Source organism: Streptomyces sp. NPDC053755 (assembly GCF_040677675.1).
GTDB lineage: Bacteria > Actinomycetota > Actinomycetes > Streptomycetales > Streptomycetaceae > Streptomyces.
Genome location: NZ_JBFASK010000004.1, coordinates 267,208 through 284,220 on the forward strand (window position 1 = coordinate 267,208; position 17,013 = coordinate 284,220).

At 71.3% G+C, this 17,013-nt stretch carries 14 protein-coding genes and 1 pseudogene; 5 read left to right on the top strand and 10 right to left on the bottom strand.

The genetic code is table 11. The features are described 5' to 3' along the window. Nucleotides 1-61 precede the first annotated feature (61 nt). The 4 genes from AB0K65_RS07350 to AB0K65_RS07365 all read left to right on the top strand — a co-directional run bounded on the left by AB0K65_RS07350 (nucleotide 62) and on the right by AB0K65_RS07365 (nucleotide 4,719). Nucleotides 62-895, top strand: a complete 834-nt coding sequence (locus AB0K65_RS07350; RefSeq protein ID WP_365714757.1) for a TIM barrel protein — start codon at nucleotides 62-64, stop codon at nucleotides 893-895. Between the two features lie 39 nt (nucleotides 896-934). Beyond that, nucleotides 935-1,825, top strand: a complete 891-nt coding sequence (locus AB0K65_RS07355; protein WP_365714758.1) for a 2-hydroxy-3-oxopropionate reductase — start codon at nucleotides 935-937, stop codon at nucleotides 1,823-1,825. Nucleotides 1,826-1,989: 164 nt separating this feature from the next. Beyond that, nucleotides 1,990-3,447, top strand: coding sequence for a catalase (locus AB0K65_RS07360; protein WP_365714759.1), 1,458 nt, complete (start codon nucleotides 1,990-1,992; stop codon nucleotides 3,445-3,447). Between the two features lie 606 nt (nucleotides 3,448-4,053). Further along, nucleotides 4,054-4,719: a DUF1524 domain-containing protein gene (locus AB0K65_RS07365; RefSeq protein ID WP_365714760.1), complete on the top strand. Its 666-nt coding sequence runs from the start codon at nucleotides 4,054-4,056 to the stop codon at nucleotides 4,717-4,719. Nucleotides 4,720-5,084: 365 nt separating this feature from the next. Here AB0K65_RS07365 and gcl read toward each other — a convergent pair whose 3' ends face one another. After that, nucleotides 5,085-6,863 carry a glyoxylate carboligase gene (gene gcl / locus AB0K65_RS07370; protein WP_365714823.1) on the bottom strand — a complete coding sequence of 593 codons (1,779 nt, stop codon included), beginning with the start codon at nucleotides 6,861-6,863 and terminating at the stop codon, nucleotides 5,085-5,087. Between the two features lie 1,022 nt (nucleotides 6,864-7,885). Here gcl and AB0K65_RS07375 point away from each other — a divergent pair. Further along, nucleotides 7,886-8,260, top strand: a pseudogene (locus AB0K65_RS07375) (hypothetical protein); the annotation flags it as partial. A gap of 52 nt (nucleotides 8,261-8,312) precedes the next feature. Here the strand turns inward: AB0K65_RS07375 and AB0K65_RS07380 are convergent. The 9 genes from AB0K65_RS07380 to AB0K65_RS07420 are packed head-to-tail and all read right to left on the bottom strand — an operon-like array spanning nucleotide 8,313 to nucleotide 17,001. Further along, complete coding sequence (locus AB0K65_RS07380; protein ID WP_365714761.1) at nucleotides 8,313-8,861, bottom strand: GPP34 family phosphoprotein; 549 nt, start codon at nucleotides 8,859-8,861, stop codon at nucleotides 8,313-8,315. A gap of 6 nt (nucleotides 8,862-8,867) precedes the next feature. Continuing rightward, nucleotides 8,868-9,995 carry a DUF6421 family protein gene (locus AB0K65_RS07385; RefSeq protein ID WP_365714762.1) on the bottom strand — a complete coding sequence of 376 codons (1,128 nt, stop codon included), beginning with the start codon at nucleotides 9,993-9,995 and terminating at the stop codon, nucleotides 8,868-8,870. A gap of 11 nt (nucleotides 9,996-10,006) precedes the next feature. After that, the gene (locus tag AB0K65_RS07390) at nucleotides 10,007-10,414 is read right to left on the bottom strand and encodes a rhodanese-like domain-containing protein (protein ID WP_365714763.1); all 408 of its coding nucleotides are present in this window, start codon (nucleotides 10,412-10,414) and stop codon (nucleotides 10,007-10,009) included. Nucleotides 10,415-10,463: 49 nt separating this feature from the next. Continuing rightward, nucleotides 10,464-11,405, bottom strand: a complete 942-nt coding sequence (nudC, locus tag AB0K65_RS07395; RefSeq protein WP_365714764.1) for an NAD(+) diphosphatase — start codon at nucleotides 11,403-11,405, stop codon at nucleotides 10,464-10,466. Nucleotides 11,406-11,461: 56 nt separating this feature from the next. After that, on the bottom strand, nucleotides 11,462-11,803 hold the full coding sequence (locus AB0K65_RS07400) for a hypothetical protein (protein ID WP_365714765.1): 342 nt from the start codon (nucleotides 11,801-11,803) through the stop codon (nucleotides 11,462-11,464). Between the two features lie 2 nt (nucleotides 11,804-11,805). After that, on the bottom strand, nucleotides 11,806-13,056 hold the full coding sequence (locus tag AB0K65_RS07405) for an ATP-grasp domain-containing protein (protein ID WP_365714766.1): 1,251 nt from the start codon (nucleotides 13,054-13,056) through the stop codon (nucleotides 11,806-11,808). Then, the gene (locus AB0K65_RS07410; protein WP_365714767.1) at nucleotides 13,053-14,333 is read right to left on the bottom strand and encodes an MFS transporter; all 1,281 of its coding nucleotides are present in this window, start codon (nucleotides 14,331-14,333) and stop codon (nucleotides 13,053-13,055) included. Before AB0K65_RS07410 ends, AB0K65_RS07405 begins: the two co-directional genes overlap by 4 nt. A 41-nt stretch (nucleotides 14,334-14,374) precedes the next feature. Continuing rightward, on the bottom strand, nucleotides 14,375-15,649 hold the full coding sequence (locus AB0K65_RS07415; RefSeq protein WP_365714768.1) for an ATP-grasp domain-containing protein: 1,275 nt from the start codon (nucleotides 15,647-15,649) through the stop codon (nucleotides 14,375-14,377). Between the two features lie 20 nt (nucleotides 15,650-15,669). Next, nucleotides 15,670-17,001, bottom strand: coding sequence for a diaminobutyrate--2-oxoglutarate transaminase (locus tag AB0K65_RS07420; protein WP_365714769.1), 1,332 nt, complete (start codon nucleotides 16,999-17,001; stop codon nucleotides 15,670-15,672). Between the last annotated feature and the right edge of the window lie 12 nt (nucleotides 17,002-17,013).

Genomic DNA, 17,013 nt, shown 5'->3' on the forward strand with positions numbered 1-17,013 from the left:
CCGTGCAACATTCCGTCAGACAGAAACTTACTTCCGCAATACGGAAGGAGCGCCGCCCCTCATGGGATACACGGACCAGCGCTTCGATGTGAACCTGTCGATCCTCTTCACGGAACTCCCGCTCCTGGAGCGCCCCGCGGCCGCCGCCGCGGCGGGCTTCACCGCGGTCGAGCTGTGGTGGCCCTGGATCGACACCGCCACCCCCGACCAGAGCGAGCTCGACGCGCTCAAGAAGGCTCTGGACGACGCCGGCACCCAGCTGGTGGGCCTGAACTTCTACGCCGGGCAGCTGCCCGGCCCCGACCGCGGCGCCCTCTCCGTACCCGGTGAGGAGTCGGACCGCTTCCGCGCCAACATCGACGTGGCGGCCGACTTCGCCGCCTCGGTCGGCTGCAAGGCGCTCAACGCGCTGTACGGCAACCGCGTCGACGGCGTGGACCCGCAGGTCCAGGACTCCCTCGCCCTGGAGAACCTGGTCCTGGCCGCCCGCGCGGCGGACCGGATCGGCGCCGTCCTGCTGGTCGAGACCCTGAACAAGCCGGAGTCGCCGCTCTATCCGCTGGTGAGCGCGCCCGCCGCGATCGAGGTCGTGGACAAGGTCAACGCCGCCACCGGGCTCGGGAACGCCAAGTTCCTGCTCGACATCTACCACCTGTCGATGAACGGCGAGAACGTCAGCGAGGTCATCGCCCGCTACGCCGACAAGACCGGCCACGTCCAGATCGCCGACAACCCGGGCCGTGGCGCGCCGGGCACCGGCGACCTGCCCCTGGAGCAGCTCCTCGACGAGCTCGCGAAGGCCGGTTACGACGGCTGGGTCGGCCTGGAGTACAAGGCCGCCGACGCCGCCGCGTCCTTCGACTGGCTCCCCGCCGGGGCCCGCGCGGCCCGCTGACTTCTTTCCGTACCACCAGTTTCGAGAGGCACCCTCACCATGAGCACTCTTCCCAAGATCGCGTGGATCGGCCTCGGCATCATGGGCTCCCCCATGTCCGAGAACCTGATCAAGGCGGGCTACTCGGTCACCGGCTTCACCCTGGAGCAGGACAAGCTGGACCGCCTCGCCGCGGCCGGCGGCACCGCCGCCGCGTCGATCGCCGAGGCCGTCAAGGACGCCGACGTGATCGTCACGATGGTGCCCGCCTCCCCGCAGGTCGAGGCCATCGCCTACGGCCCGGAGGGCATCCTGGAGAACGCGAAGCAGGGCGCGCTGATCGTCGACATGTCGTCGATCACCCCGCAGACCTCCGTGGACCTGGCGAAGAACGCCGCCGAGAAGGGCATCCGCGTCCTGGACGCCCCGGTGTCCGGCGGCGAGGCCGGCGCCATCGAGGCCGTCCTGTCGATCATGGTGGGTGGCGAGCAGGCCGACTTCGACACGGCGCTGCCGATCCTGGAGGCCCTCGGCAAGACCATCGTCCTGTGCGGTCCGCACGGCTCCGGCCAGACGGTGAAGGCAGCCAACCAGCTCATCGTCGCGGTCAACATCCAGGCCTGCGCGGAGGCCGTCGTCTTCCTCGAGAAGTCGGGCGTGAACCTCCAGGCCGCCCTGGACGTCCTCAACGGCGGGCTCGCCGGCTCCACGGTCCTGACCCGCAAGAAGGACAACTTCCTGAACCGCGACTTCAAGCCCGGCTTCCGGATCGACCTGCACCACAAGGACATGGGCATCGTCACCGACGCCGCCCGCAACGTCGGTGCGGCCCTCCCGGTCGGCGCCGTCGTCGCCCAGCTCGTCGCCTCCCTGCGCGCTCAGGGCGACGGCGGCCTGGACCACTCGGCCCTGCTCCGCGCCGTCGAGCGCCTCTCCGGCCAGCAGGTCTGACCCAGATTTCCGGTCGGCGGCGGCGCTGACAACTGTCCTGTCGCGCCCAGGCGCCGCCGCCGACCGGAACACCATCCTTCATCTTCAACAAACTGTTGACGTGATGTTCGAGGCGAATTTACGCTCCTCGCACCGTCTGCAGAGCTCCCGTACGGAAGGTCACGATGTCGAAGCGCGTGCTTACGACCGAGTCCGGCGCACCTGTCGCCGACAACCAGAACTCCGCCACCGCCGGCGTCGGTGGCCCCATCCTGCTGCAGGACCAGCACCTGCTGGAGAAGCTCGCGCGCTTCAACCGTGAGCGCATCCCGGAGCGCGTGGTCCACGCCCGCGGCTCCGGCGCGTACGGCTACTTCGAGGTGACCGACGACGTCACCGGCTTCACGAAGGCCGCCTTCCTCTCCGAGGTCGGCAAGCGGACCGAGACGTTCATCCGCTTCTCGACCGTCGCCGACTCGCTGGGCGGCGCGGACGCCGTCCGCGACCCGCGCGGCTTCGCGCTGAAGTTCTACACCGAAGAGGGCAACTACGACCTCGTCGGCAACAACACCCCGGTGTTCTTCATCAAGGACCCGATCAAGTTCCCCGACTTCATCCACTCCCAGAAGCGCGACCCCTTCACGGGCAAGCAGGAGCCGGACAACGTCTGGGACTTCTGGGCGCACGCCCCCGAGGCGACGCACCAGATCACGTGGCTGATGGGCGACCGCGGCATCCCCGCCTCGTACCGCCACATGAACGGCTACGGCTCCCACACCTACCAGTGGACCAACGAGGCGGGCGAGGCCTTCTTCGTCAAGTACCACTTCAAGACGAACCAGGGCATCCGCTCGCTCTCCGCCGAGCAGGCCGCCGAGGTCGTCGGCAAGGACGCCAACTCGCACCAGACCGACCTGCTGCAGGCCATCGAGCGCGGTGTGAACCCTTCCTGGACCCTGTACGTCCAGGTCATGCCGGCCGCCGAGGCCGTGGACTACCGCTTCAACCCGTTCGATCTCACCAAGGTGTGGCCGCACGCGGACTACCCGCTGCAGCGCGTGGGCCGGCTGGTCCTCGACCGCAACCCGGACAACGTCTTCGCCGAGGTCGAGCAGGCCGCGTTCTCCCCGAACAACTTCGTGCCGGGCATCGGTCCCTCCCCGGACAAGATGCTCCAGGGCCGCCTCTTCGCCTACGCCGACGCCCACCGCTACCGCCTCGGTGTCAACCACACCCAGCTGCCGGTGAACGCGCCGAAGGCGACCGTGGCCGAGAACTACGGCCGCGACGGCTTCATGGCCACCCGCAACGGCTCGCGCACGGACAAGAACTACGAGCCCAACTCGTACCAGGGCCCGGCCCAGACGGACGCGGCGCTCTCCGCCCCGCTCGCCATCCACGGCTGGACCGGCACGCACGAGGCGCCGCAGCACGCCAAGGACGACGACTTCTTCCAGGCCGGGGAGCTCTACCGCCTGATGTCCGAGGACGAGAAGAACCGCCTGGTCGCCAACATCGCCGGCGGCCTGTCCCAGGTGTCCCGCGAGGACGTCATCGAGAAGAACATCGCGCACTTCGCCGCGGCCGACCCGGAGTACGGCAAGCGCGTGGAGGAGGCGGTCCGCGCCCTGCGCGAGGACTGATCCCACGCGGTACCAGACCGCGTGCGGCGGATGACGGGAGGTCAGCCGCCGTACGCCGTCCGGACCGGCGGCCCGGATGAGGGGTGGCCGACGGTACGGACAGCGTGAGGACCGCGGCGGCGAGTGAGCCAGTGCGGTGGTAAGGACGTCAGGATCCTCTTCTTGACCTGAAGGAAGAGGCTGTCCGGGACGCCCGTCACCGCCGCCGCGGTCCCAACGCCCCTCAGGGGCACGCAACCCCATGACTCCGCCCGGCGGCGCGAACGTCCTGTCGCGCCAGCCTCGCACCGTCGGGCGGGCTTCAGACGAGAGCGCGGAACCAGGTTTACGGTCCCTGGTTCCGCGCTCTTTCGCGTGCGCGGCGCGAAGCGGCGGTGCACGCCCGCGTCACCGCCGGCGTACGCCCGCCCGTCACCACCGGTGCACTCCCGCTCCCGCCCGCGTACGACCGTCCCCGCCGGCCAGGACCGGGCCTCCGCACGTCGGGGCCCTTGTCCCGCACGGCCGTCAGCGCATCGTTTCTGCGGTGAAGATCGACACCCGCACGGGCGAACGCCCCCACGATTCCTCCGCGCGCGCCCCGGCCGCGCGGCTATCCACGGCCTCATGATCAAGAACCTGATGCGCGGTCTCACCCCGCTCGCCCTGATCCTCTCCCCGCTCGCCGTCCCCTCCCCCGCCCTCTCCGCGGGCGTCGTGCTGCTCCCCGACGCGCTCGGCGAACTCGAGGTGACCACCGAGGACGCGGCCGGCTTCCGCGCGTCCGCCTTCCGGCACTGGAACCGCGGGCTCGACCCCGCCGACGGCTGCGACACCCGTGGCGAAGTCCTCCTGGAGGAGGCCGTCGACGCTCCGAAGGCGGGCGCGGGCTGCACGCTCACGGGCGGCAGGTGGACGTCGTACTACGACGGTCAGAGCGTCACCGACCCCGCCGCGCTCCGCGTCGACCACATCGTCCCGCTGGGCGAGGCCTGGGAGTCGGGCGCGTCCGGCTGGAGCGCGGCGCGCCGGGAGAAGTACGCCAACGACCAGGGAGCGGCCGCCACGCTCGTCGCGGTGACCGCCCGCAGCCAGAAGGACAAGGCGGGCCGGGACCCCGCCGAATGGATCCCCTCGGCCTCCAGCCAGTACTGCCGCTACGCCGCCGAGTGGGTGGGCACCAAGCTGCGCTGGGGCCTGTCCGCGGACAAGGACGAGGTCGAGGCGCTCAAGCCGCTGGCCGACGGGCCCTGCGAGGACACGGTCGTGGTGAGGTCGCCGGCCCCGCGGTGACGTGCGGCGGCGCACGTGAGGGCGGCCGGGCGGGCGCGCCGGGAGTCGTCGGCCGCGGGCATGCCGAAGGACCGCGCGGGCGTGGTGACTTCCTGCGCGGTCGGCTCGGTCGTGCGGTCTTCCGGACCGTCCGGCGGTTTTCCGGCGGTTTTCCGGCGGCCTTCCGGACTGTCCCGGCGGTGCTCCGGCGCCGCTCCGGCGGTGCTCCGGCGCCGCTCCGGCGGTGCTCCGGCGGTGCTCCGGCGGTGCTCCGGCGCCGCTCCGGCGCCGCTCCGGCGGTGCTCCGGTGACGTGCTCGGGGATCGCGGACACGCCGCGGCCCCCGCCCCGGTGCTCTCGGGGCGGGGGCCGTCCCCCCAGGGGGATCAGACCGCAAGGGCCTTGATCGCGGTCGGCGCGTGGCCGGGCTCGGTCGCGAGCTCCTCGAACTCGGTGACGTCGCTCATGTCGACCGTCTTGCTCATCGCGATGTTGGTGACGCGCTCCAGGATGGCCTCGACGACGACCGGGACCTGGTGCTCGACGGCCAGCTTCTTGGCCTCCTCGAACGCCTCGCCCAGCTTCTCCGGGTCGGTGACCCGGATCGCCTTGACGCCCAGACCCTCGGCGACCTTGACGTGGTCGACGCCGTAGACGCCGATCTCCGGGGTGTTGATGTTCTCGAACTCGAGGTTGACCTCGAAGTTGATGCCCAGGCCGCCCTGCGCCTGACGGATCAGGCCCAGGTAGGCGTTGTTCACCAGGACGTGGACGTAGGGGACCTTGTGCTGGGCGGCGACGGCCAGTTCCTCGATCATGAACTGGAAGTCGTAGTCGCCGGAGAGCGCGACGATCGGGGTCTCCGGGTCCGCGGTGGCGGCGCCGATCGCGGCCGGGATGGTCCAGCCGAGCGGGCCCGCCTGGCCGCAGTTGATCCAGTGGCGCGGCTTGTAGACGTGGAGGAACTGCGCGGCGGCGATCTGGGAGAGGCCGATGGTGGTGACGTAGCGCGTCTCCGGGCCGAACGCCTTGTTCATCTCCTCGTAGACGCGCTGCGGCTTGATCGGGACGTTCTCGAAGTGCGTACGGCGCTGCAGCGTGGCCTTGCGCTCCTGGGCGGAGGCGGCCCAGGCACCGAAGTCGGGCAGCTTGCCCGCGGCCTTCCACTCCTTGGCGATCTCGACGAAGAGCTCCAGGGCGGCCTTGGCGTCGGAGGCGATGCCGAAGTCCGGGGCGAAGATCTTGCCGAGCTGGGTGGGCTCGATGTCGACGTGGACGAACTTCCGGCCCTTGGTGTAGGCCTCCATGTTGTAACCGGTGTGGCGGTTGGCCCAGCGGTTGCCGATGCCGAGGACGAAGTCCGACTCGAGGAACGTCGCGTTGCCGTAGCGGTGCGCGGTCTGCACACCGACCATGCCGGCGGCCAGCTCGTGGTCGTCCGGGATGGTGCCCCAGCCCATGAGGGTGGAGATGACGGGGATGCCGGTCAGCTCGGCGAACTCGACCAGCAGGTCGGAGGCGTCGGCGTTGATGATGCCGCCGCCGGCGACGATGAGCGGGCGCTCGGACTCCAGCAGGAAGCCCAGGGCCTTCTCGGCCTGCGCGCGGGTCGCGGACGGCTTGTAGACCGGCAGCGGCTGGTACGTCTCCGGGTCGAACTCGATCTCGGTCAGCTGGACGTCGATCGGCAGGTCGATGAGGACCGGGCCGGGACGGCCGGAGCGCATCAGGTGGAAGGCCTGCTGGAAGACGCCCGGGACCTGGGCGGCCTCCAGGACCGTGGTGGCGGCCTTGGTGACCGGCTTGGCGATCGAGGCGATGTCGACGGCCTGGAAGTCCTCCTTGTGGAGCTTCGAGACCGGGGCCTGGCCGGTGATGCACAGGATCGGGATCGAGTCGGCGATCGCGGAGTACAGGCCGGTGATCATGTCGGTGCCGGCGGGGCCGGAGGTACCGATGCAGACACCGATGTTGCCGGCCTTGGCGCGGGTGAAGCCCTCGGCCATGTGCGAGGCCCCCTCGACGTGGCGGGCGAGGGTGTGGCTGATGCCGCCGACGTTCTTGAGCTCGCGGTAGAAGGGGTTGATCGCCGCGCCGGGCACGCCGAACGCGTTGGTGACGCCTTCGCGCTTGAGGATCTCAACGGCCGCTGCGGCGGCGGTCATACGAGGCATGGGAGGGCTCCTGCTTCGACCAGGCGGAACCAAGCTCCTCGACTCGACGAGCTTGTTTCCGTAATGCGGAAGTATTGTTCTGCTATACGGAAGCAATGTAGGTCGAGGGGCCGAGAGCCGTCAAGGGAGCCGGAGGGGCCGATGGCCGAACTCCCTCCCCTGGACGGCCGGATTGGTGGACGATGGGGTCGGACGACAGGGGGTTCGGTGTGGGTGTGGGTGAATCGGTAACGGTGCGCTGTCCGGAATGCCTCTGTACGCAGAGTTACGCGCCACCGGTCTTTCCGTGTGTCTGCGGCACTCCGGTCGAGCCGCCGGTGATCGCGGGGGCGACGGCGGAGCCGATCACGCACCGCAACTGGACCGACGAGTGGGTCCTGGTGCGGTGCACGGCCTGCGGCCGCGAGGACGCGTGGCCCCATCCGGAGCTGGGCTGCGCGTGCGGCACGGTGCTGCGGGTGCCGGTCCGTCCCCCGGACGCGATCCGGCCGGCCGGCGACGGCCTCGGGAGCGCCGCCGCCCGTGCGGGCGACGGCTACGACGGCCTGTGGGACGCCTCCCGTGGCGAGGGTGCCGGGTCGACGGCCCGGCCGGAGCACGCGGGCCGCCGGGACGACGACGGCCCGGCGCTGACGGACGGCGGGAACGGCACGGGCGTACGCCCCGATGCCGGGCCGCGCGCCGCCGGTCCGGACGACGACGGCCACGACGGCCACGTCCAGGCGGCCGGCCGGAGCGGCACGGGCGTGCTGCCCGAGACGGGCCCGCAGGCCGGCGGGCGGGACGGAGCCACGACCGCCCGGGGCGGGAGCGGTGAGGTCCGGCCCGGCGGCGGGATCCCGACGGACGGCCGGGGCGGCGCGGGCCGCCGGATCGACGACTGGGACGGCGCGGACGCGCCCCCGGCGCGGGAGTCGCCGCTCCCCGCCGCGCCGCTCGCCGGCTGGGATGGCACCGCGGGCCGGGGCCCGGGCCACCGGACCGTGCCGAGGGTCGCGGAAGGGCGGGACGTGTTCCGGCCGGTCACCATCCGCACGGCGCGCGACGCCGTCGCCGCGGCGGCCGGGTATCTGCGGTGGCTGGGATTCCGGGACGTGGTCCAGCCCGAGGAGCGGTCCGTCTCGGGCGTCGACCTCCGGGGACCGGGCCTGGTCGCCCAGGTCGACCCGAGCACCCGTCCGTCCACGCTCCGAGCCGTCGAGTGCCTCTGGCTCAACGGGCTCAGCAACGCCGCCGTGAGCGTCTTCTTCTCCCTCGCGGGCTACACGCCCGAGGCACGCTCCCGCGCCGACGGCCTCGGTGTCCCGCTCTTCGTCCTCGACCTGACCGGCACACCCCAAGCGGTCAACTCGCACGCCGAGGAGCTGATCTCCGCCACCGCACGCTGACCCGCAGACCTGGTCGGCGCGCAGGCCGGTGACGCGCGGCGCGCCGGCCCGGTCACCCGGGAAAGGCCAGCCGGTACGTCGCCGCCTTCATCGCCGAGGCCACCGCGTCGGTGATCGGCCCGGTGGCCGCCGGGCCGGGGCGGCCCCGGCACGGGTGACGGACGGCGTCCAGCAGCTCCGCGAGGACCTGCCCCCGCCACCCCTCGCCCTGCCGCTCCCGTGCGCCCGCGGGCACGTACTCCCGTACCGGCACCACGCCCATCACCCGCCGCCGCACCGGCACCAGCAGCCCTCCGGCCACCAGGTCGCCCCGCGTGGCGTCGAGGAGCTCGGCGCCGAGCCGCTCGACCCATGCCCGGGGGCCGCGGGCCCGTTCCGCGAGGAGCAGGCGTTCGAGGGTCAGGTCCACCGCCCTGTCGGGACAGCGCTCCGCGCCGCAGACGAGGATCCCGCCGGGCGCCGCGGTGATCCTTCCCGTCAGGGCCAGCTCGTGCAGCGCCGCGCCCGCCGTGGCGTAGCCCAGTTCCGTCCTGCGCAGCGGTGACCGCAGGGCCCTGTCGTGGCTCGCCCGCAGCACCAGCTCGGCCGGCAGCGACCGCACGGCCGCTCAGACCCCGAGCCGCTGCTTGACGTCGGCGAAGAAGGGGATGTGGCGGTAGTCCCCGGCCTCCTCGTCGTAGTCGGTGTACCGGTTCGTGAAGTCCAGGAGGCCCGTCTTCACCTCGGCGACCGACGCGGTGTGGATCCGCCGCTCGACGGCCTGGATCTCGCCCAGGAAGGCCGCGAGGACGTCGGGCAGCTCGGGCCGGAGGTGGATCTTCTGCTCGCGCAGGGCGATCCCGCCGTGCCGTGAGAGGTAGTTGAAGAGCAGCTGGGAGGCGACGGCGTCGTAGTTGGGCCGCGGGATGCCCTCCACCGCGTACCGCAGGAGCCGCTCGGCGAGCATGTACTCGTACGCCCGACGGGCCTCCTCCGCCGGGAGCTCGGGGTCGTTCAGGCACACCAGCATCGAGGAGACGTCGACCCGCAGCTCCTCGAGACCGGCCAGGGGCTTCAGCTTCTTCGCGTGGAGGTAGTCCGGTATCGGCATGTCGCCCTGCCGGTGGTGGTACTCGTGCAGCCGCACCCACCAGGACGACGCCGCCTCGACGAGGTCGTCGTCGGCCCCCTGGACGAGCGGGAAGCTGCCCGGCGCCATCACCTCGTCGATCATCTTCCGCGTGACGCGGTTGTGCCGTTCCACGAACTTGTCGATGAAGTAGAAGATGAGGTCGTCGGGGTCCTGCCGGCCGTCGATGTGGTTCTCCGGGAACAGCGCGACGACCACCCGGGACGCGAAGCCGTCCGAGCACGCCGTGATGTTCACCGGCATGGTGTTGCTGCCGTAGCGGCGGGCCAGATGGGGGTGGGTCGGCAGCGTCTCGTAGGTGAGGTAGTCGAGGGAGAGGCGGGGAAAGTAGGAGGCGTTGAAGAGCGAGAAGAGGTGCCGGTCCCGCTCGATGTTGATGTGCTCCTTGGTGCGGCTCAGCCGCCGCTCCGCCAGGCCCTCGCGCAGGTCCTCACGGAGGTCGTCCATGAAGGCCTGTGCGGCGGGCTGGTGGCGCAGGTGCTCGGACTCCTCCAGGTGACGCAGGAGTTCGGCGAGGAACACGGGTCCGGTGACGTCCGTTCCCGGGACGATCCGGCGGCGTATCTCGTTGACCTCGTCGATGACGGCCTTGATCTCGTTCGACACCGCTACCACCGCTACCGCCTCGCCTTCGTCGTGGGATGGTTCTGCCGTTTCCAGTACTCGAGGCCGCCGATCATCTCCTTGACCCGGAAACCGGCCGCCGCGAGTGTCGCGGCGGCCCTGGAGCCCGCGTTGCAGGCGGGGCCCCAGCCGTAGGTGACGTAGACCGGGCCGGGGTCGAGCCCGCGCAGGACGGCGTCCGTCAGGTCGGCGTGGGGCAGGCCGAGGGCGCCGGGCAGGCACTCCTCCTCGTACGCGGCCGTCGACCGCGCGTCGACGAGGACGAAACCCGTCACCCCCGCCGTCAGGTCGTGGTGGACGTCGTAGGGGTCGGTCTCGCAGGCGAGCCGCGCCGTGAGGAAGTAGCCGAGCGCCGTCTCCGGAGCGGCGGCGGGGACGCCCAGGACGCGCGAGCCGGGCATCCCGGGGACGGGAGTCCCGGAAGGGGGGTTCCCGCCCGCCGCATCGTCGTCACCGCTCCGGACCGCCTGGGGCCGTGTTCTCCGTGGTGTTCTCATCCGCGTTCCCGTTCTCCGCAATCCAGCTCTCGATGAGGAATTTGCCGATGGAGTCCGGCCGGTAGCCGTGGCCGGCCTCGATGTGCTCGCGCAGTTCGGCGGGGGTGAACCAGCGGGTCTCGACCAGTTCCTCGCCGTCGGCGGCCGTCTCGTCCGAGACGGCCTCGGCACGGAAGGCGACCATCAGCCCGGCCGGGAACGGCCACGCCTGGGAGCCCTGGTAGACGACGTCCTCGACCACCGCTCCGGCCTCCTCGAAGACCTCGCGACGGACGGCGTCCTCCAGGCTCTCGCCGATCTCGACGAACCCGGCGAGGGTGGTGAAGGCCTCCGGTGCGGAGCCGGCGTGCCGTCCCAGGAGGCACCGCCGGGGCTCCCCGGACCCTTCCACCAGGACGATCACCGCGGGCTCGATGCGCGGGAAGAGGAGCTTGCCGCAGTCCCGGCAGACCCGCACGTGTCCCCCGTCGCGGCCGTCGGTCGGCCCGCCGCAGGCGCCGCAGAACCGCTGTTCGCGGATCCAGTGCGTGATGCCCCGGGCGTAGGCGAACAGACCCGCCTCCGCCGTCCCGATGGTCGACACGAGGGCGCGCACGTCCTGGACGGCGTCCGCGACCGCCAGGGTGAGCGCCTCTTCCCGGGGCAGGCCGGACAGGTCGGCCGCGAGGATCGCGGTCTCGCCGTCCATGCCCAGGAACACCGGTTCGGGGGCCGCGTCGAGGAGCGCGCGGGCCTCGACCGTTCCGAGGGTGACCGGCGCGCCGCCCCGCACCAGGCACTGGTCGCGCCAGAGCGGGACGACCCGGGTGCCGGGCCGGGCGGCGAGGCCCGTGATCCACGCGGCGTCGGTGCGTCGGCCGCCGGCCCGGTCGAGGTCGAGTCCGGTGTAGTGCACGGAGATTCTCCTGTCGTTCCTCGCCCCGCCGAGGGCCGGGGCCGGGGGTGGGCGGCTCACCTCTGGCCGCCCGCCGTGGCGGGGTCCGGCTCGGGGGCACGGTCCGCGAGGGACGCGCCGAGCGCGGCGAAGGCGGCGGCCAGATCGTCCGGACAGTCGTCCAGGAGGCCGGCGACAGCGTCCCACACCACCCGCGCGGCCCTGACCAGCAGACGGTCCTGCGGGGGCGTCAGGAAGTGGTGGAATCCGAGCATCTCCAGCGGGGCGGACATCTGGACCAGGACGTGGTCCGGCGTCTCGGTGAGCCACCCGTCGAACCGGTCCGATTCGACAATGCGTTTCACCGCGGAGCGGACCGCTTCGATGTCGACGGGGTCGTGACGTCGTCTGCGGAGCACGGTCAGTCCTCGTAGCGGATGGGCTCGTAGGAGGCGAGCCGTTCGAAGTCGCGGTAGAGGGTGGCGTAGTCGTGGTTGCGGACGAGGAACGTTCCGCCGTTGTCGATGAGGGAGGCGCCCTGCCCGATCTCCTCGCCGACCCGGACCTTCCACTTCATCTCGACCTCGCTCTCCACGTCCGGGGCCATCAGTTCGGCGACGATCCCGGGCCGCTTGGGCATGACCGCGTCGAAGCAGTACATCTGCTCCTGGTCCCAGGGGCGGCTCGCCAGTCCGGCCTCGATCTCGAAGGCCAGGTTGAGGAGGGCGACGGCGTAGTTCTGCTGCATGGCGGCGAGCCCGGCGAGTCCCTTGAAGCGGGCGCCCACCTCCAGGAAGACCAGCTCGTCGTCCTTGGTGTGGAACAGCTCCAGGTGGGAGGCGCCGTCGAGCCTGCCGAGCGCGTCGAGGACCGTCTCGGCGAAGCGGATCATGCGGGGGACGCGCGGGTCGGAGTCGATCAGGTTGATGTCGGCGTTGACCCGGCCGCGTTGCACCTCGGTGGAGTTGACCAGGTACTCCGTCACTCCGCCGAAGACGGTCAGCCCGTCCTTGACGACGAGGTTGACGCTGAACATGGTGCCGTCGATGTGCTCCTCGTACTCGTAGCTGCGTCCGAGGTCGCGCGGCAGGGCCAGGAACTCCTCCGCCGTGAAGACCTTGTACACGCCGTCGGCGGAGGCGGCGTCGACCGGCTTGAGCACGAACGGCATGCCGACGTCGGCGACGATACGGTCCAGGCAGGCGGCCGGGTCGTCCTGGAAGGCCCGCTGGTCGAAGCGCCCGAAGCGGGGCACGCGCAGGCCGGTTCCGGCCAGTTTCTCCTTCATCAGACACTTGTCGCGGTAGGGCAGCAGCTGCTCGTAGGTGGGCCCGGGGAGCCCGAGTTCCTCGCGCAGTTCGGCCGTGAGCAGCAGGTTGCGCTCGTCGAAGCAGTGCAGGGTCAGCTCGCCGGGGCCGGCTCCGGCGGCCAGCTCCCGGACGATCCTCCGCGTGGCCGCGGGGTCGACGATCGAGGACTCGGTGTACGACGGGTCCTCCAGGCCGCACGGGACGACGTGGATCCGGTGGAAGTAGGCCCGCTCGGCGTCCGAGACGTTGGCGCTGTCCTGCTCGGAGAAGATCCCGACGAAGCGGACCTTCTCCGGCTCGACCAGCAGGTCGTGGCGGAAGACTCCGAAGCCACGCGTCGATATCACTGCGACTGTCCTCATGCGTTCTCTCCGATCGTCTTCGTGGTGTGCGCTCGGCGTTCCAGCACCAGCAGCAGCGGGATCGCCAGCAGGCTCAGCCCGAGCAGGAAGAGCATCGGCAGGACCTCTCCCCTGGCCAGCAGGAAGGTGAGCAGACCTGGCGCGGCGACCTCGCCGACGGTCCAGGACAACTGGTAGGTGGCCAGATAGCGGCCGCGGATGTGGGCGGGGGCCATCGACACGCTGAGCGTCTCGACGGCGGGGAACGCGATGACCTCGGCAAGCGTGAAGACGACCATCGCCAGGAGGAGTCCCGCGTAGGTGACGGCGTCGGGCGTCGTGTAGAGGAACGCGAAGAGGCCGAAGGCGGCCGCGTTGAGCACCGCCGCCAGCATGATGACCCGGGTCATCCGGGACCCTTCGGTCCGCTTGGAGACGAGGGTCTGGGTGAGGGAGACCTGGACGGCGTTGACCACGATCAGGGTGCCGGCGGTCCAGGCGGGCAGGTCCAGCGCGTCGACGATGTAGATCGCGAGCAGCACCTTGATCAGCATCTGCCCGAAGACCAGGGTGGCGTTGACCCCGATGAGCAGGGTGTACGAGACGTCCCGCAGGACGGTGGCGTAGCTCGCCCCGGCCTGCTCCGCCTGCCCCCCGGCGCCGGCGGCCGTCGTGGGCTCGCGAGGCTCCCGGCGCACCGGCTTCCACAGGAAGAGCAGGGTGGCGGCCAGGACGTAGCTGACCGCGTTCCCCACCACGATGGCGTGCAGGGCGGTTCCCTCGCCCAGCGTGAAGGCGAAGGCGGCGAGCGCGCCCCCGATGCCCATCGCCGTGTTGCGCAGGGCCGTCATGAAGCCGAACCACGTGGTGCGCCGGTCCTCCGGCGAGGCGAGCACCACCAGACCGCTGCTGGAGGTCCAGTAGGTGGTGTGGCCGACCTGCACCAGGAAGACGACGACGACGATCTGCCAGACGGAGTGGGCCATGAGGAAGCCGAGATAGCCGACGACCGAGACGAGGTTGCCCCAGGCGGCGGTCCGGCGGGCGGTGAAGCGGTCGATCAGCGGCCCCACGACGAGCGAGGCGGGCAGGGCGATCAGCCGGGCGACGGTCATCGCGGCGCCGATCGCCGTCACCGAGACCGAGGTCGTCCTGGCGAAGTACACCAGGGTGAACGCCATGATCAGCCCGGTGCCTAGGCTGTCGATGAGGCTCGCGGAGACGAACCTTCCGTTGCCCTTCAGTCGGGGTATGCCGAGTCTCTGCCATACCGTCTCGGGTGCGAGGGTGGTTGCCACTGTCCCGGCTCTCTCTCGTCGGCTCGTGGGGGGTCGCGGGCTCAGCCCGCGGCGGGGCGGGTGACGACCCGCACCCGGCCGATGAGCGTGTCGATGCGCTCGATGGCGGCCGCGGTGGTGTCGGCGGTGACCAGGACCTGGACGTGGCGGCCGAAGTTGTCGCTCATCGGCTCGATCACGTCACCGGGACGGACGTGGACGTCGACGCCGAACACCCCCTCCTGCGCGCGTAGTTCCTCGACGCCTTCGACGGTCTCGACCGTCCCCGGCTCGCCGTTGACCCACTTGGTGGCGGCGCCGAGGACGGGCCTCGGGCGGTCGGTGAGGGCGGGCAGGACGCGCGTCGGCCAGCCGGAGGCGTACCGCTCGATGTCGAAGCCGTGGGTGACGGCCATGAAGTCCAGGAGTCTGTCGCCGGCCACCCGGTCGTGGCCCTCGATGATCCGCGGGCCCTTCGAGGAGAGCTTGATCTCGGTGTGGCCGACCCCGTGCCGCAGACCCATGGCCGTGAGGAAGCCGACGACGTGGTCCACGATGGCGGACTCGTCCTCGTCGCTCAGGATCGCCGGCAGGGCGTGCCCCATCTCGACGCAGCCGTCGTGGAACTTGTCGGTGATCGAGACGACGACGTGCCGGCCGTCGAAGGAGAAGCTCTCGACGCTGTACTCGACCCCGTCGATGTACTCCTCGGCGATGAAGCGGTCCACGGGGTAGAAGGTGGCCATCGGCAGGTCGTCGCGGCCGCGCAGCCCGGTCAGCTCCGCCCACGCCCGGTCCGTCTCCTCCGGGCCGTGGATGACGGCGATTCCCCGGCTCGCCGTGCCGTCGAGCGGCTTGACGATCACCGGGAAGCCGTACCGGCCGGCGAAGTCGCGCACGTCGGCGGCCGAGGAGACCTCGGCGCAGCCCACCGACTCGAAACCGGTGCTGTGCAGCCACTCGCGCATCCGCAGCTTGTCGTGGAAGCGGCGCGCCACCTCGTACGACGTGCCGTCGAAGCCCAGCATGTCGTTGATGCGGCCGGCCAGTTCGGTGGCCTGCTCCACCAGGGTCATGACCGCGGTGAAGCCGTACGCCTCGTGGGCGGCGCGGACGATCGGGCGGGTCACCTCCCAGTCGAGGTAGTCGACCAGCAGCAGCACGTCGGCCGTCTCGGCCTGGCCGGGCAGCAGGCGCTCCTTGTGCTGGAGGAAGACGGTCCGCAGACCGAGTTCCCTGGCCTTCCGCAGCGCCTCCAGGCGTCCGCCGATGATGAGGATGGTGGCGGGCGCGTCGCTCCCGCCGTTTCCGGGGGCGTGGGGGGTGTCGGTGTCCATGGGGGCCGCTCCTTCGCTCGTCATGAGGTCGCCGCCACCGCGGCGCGTCCGTCGGTCGCGGGGCGCCGGCCGGCGCCTTCCGCCTCGTCGTAGAGGGCCTCGATAAGGATCTCCAGGCCCCGCAGCAGGCTGCTGTCCTCCGCGACGAGCGGGGGCAGGATCTTGACCACCTCGCTGTCGCGGCCGCAGGTCTCCACGATCAGTCCGTGGTCGAAGCAGCGGCGGGAGACCTTGGCGCCGGAGATGCCCGTGGCGCTCAGGTCGACGCCCTGGATGAGGCCGCGGCCCCGCAGCCGCGCTGCGAACCGTGCGACGACCTCCCGGCGGAGGACGTCGGCCACCAGCTCGCCCTTGCGGCGCACCTCCGCCCCGAAGGCCGGGTCGGCGCCGTCCGCCCAGTGGGTGCGGACGGCGGCCGCGGCCGCGACGAACGCGAGCTGGTTTCCGCGGAAGGTGCCGTTGTGCTGGCCCGGCTTCCAGATGTCGTACGCGGGCTTGAGCAGCAGCAGCGCCATCGGCAGCCCGAATCCGCTGATCGACTTGGAGAGGGTGATCAGGTCCGGCTCGATCCCGGCCCGCTCGAAGGAGAAGAAGGAGCCGGTACGGCCGCAGCCGACCTGGATGTCGTCGACGACGAGGAGCACCCGGTGGGTGTCGCACCAGCGGCGCAGCCCGGTCAGGAACGCGTCGGGTGCGACGTACACGCCGCCCTCGCACTGGACGGTCTCCAGGAGCACGGCGGCCGGCTTCTCGACCCCGGAGCTGGTGTCGCCCACCAGCCGGTCGAGGAGGTCGAGGCTGTCGAACGGCCCCATCGGGGAGTCCGGGTAGGGCACGTGGGTCACGCCGGACAGCGTCGGGCGAAGGCCCTGCTTGTAGAAGTCGGAGCCGACCGCGGCGAGCGCGCCGGCGCTCATCCCGTGGAAGCCGCCGCCGAAGGCGATGACGTTCGTCCGCCCGGTGACCAGGCGGGCGACCTTCAGCGCCGCCTCCACCGCGTTGGTCCCCGACGGGCTGCAGAACTGCACCTTGTGGTCGAGGCCGCGCGGGGCGAGCACCAGGTCCCGGAAGACCTCCAGGAAGTCCTGTTTGGCGGTGGTCGCCAGGTCGAGCCCGTGGGTCAGCCCGTCCCGCTCCATGTGGTCGATGAGGGCCCGCTTGGCGAAGTGCGGGTTGTGGCCGTAGTTGAGCGCGCCCGCCCCGGCGAGGAAGTCGAGGTAGCGGGTGCCGTCCGCGCTGACCAGGAACTCCCCGCTGGCGGTCTCGAAGGTGGCGGGGAAGGACCGCGTGTACGAGCGGACCGCCGATTCACGGTCCTCGAACACCTCGGCCAGGCCTGGGCCCTGGTTCATGGTTCCCTCTCT

What these genes read in the sequence shown, in the direction of transcription:
- AB0K65_RS07360 (WP_365714759.1), top strand. Translation starts at nt 1,990, where the DNA reads ATGTCGAAGCGCGTGCTTACGACCGAGTCCGGCGCACCTGTCGCCGAC.
- AB0K65_RS07350 (WP_365714757.1), top strand. Translation starts at nt 62, where the DNA reads ATGGGATACACGGACCAGCGCTTCGATGTGAACCTGTCGATCCTCTTC.
- AB0K65_RS07390 (WP_365714763.1), bottom strand. Translation starts at nt 10,414, where the DNA reads ATGCCCGGCTCGCGCGTCCTGGGCGTCCCCGCCGCCGCTCCGGAGACG.
- AB0K65_RS07365 (WP_365714760.1), top strand. Translation starts at nt 4,054, where the DNA reads ATGATCAAGAACCTGATGCGCGGTCTCACCCCGCTCGCCCTGATCCTC.
- AB0K65_RS07405 (WP_365714766.1), bottom strand. Translation starts at nt 13,056, where the DNA reads ATGAGGACAGTCGCAGTGATATCGACGCGTGGCTTCGGAGTCTTCCGC.
- AB0K65_RS07415 (WP_365714768.1), bottom strand. Translation starts at nt 15,649, where the DNA reads ATGGACACCGACACCCCCCACGCCCCCGGAAACGGCGGGAGCGACGCG.
- AB0K65_RS07355 (WP_365714758.1), top strand. Translation starts at nt 935, where the DNA reads ATGAGCACTCTTCCCAAGATCGCGTGGATCGGCCTCGGCATCATGGGC.
- AB0K65_RS07420 (WP_365714769.1), bottom strand. Translation starts at nt 17,001, where the DNA reads ATGAACCAGGGCCCAGGCCTGGCCGAGGTGTTCGAGGACCGTGAATCG.
- gcl (WP_365714823.1), bottom strand. Translation starts at nt 6,863, where the DNA reads ATGACCGCCGCCGCAGCGGCCGTTGAGATCCTCAAGCGCGAAGGCGTC.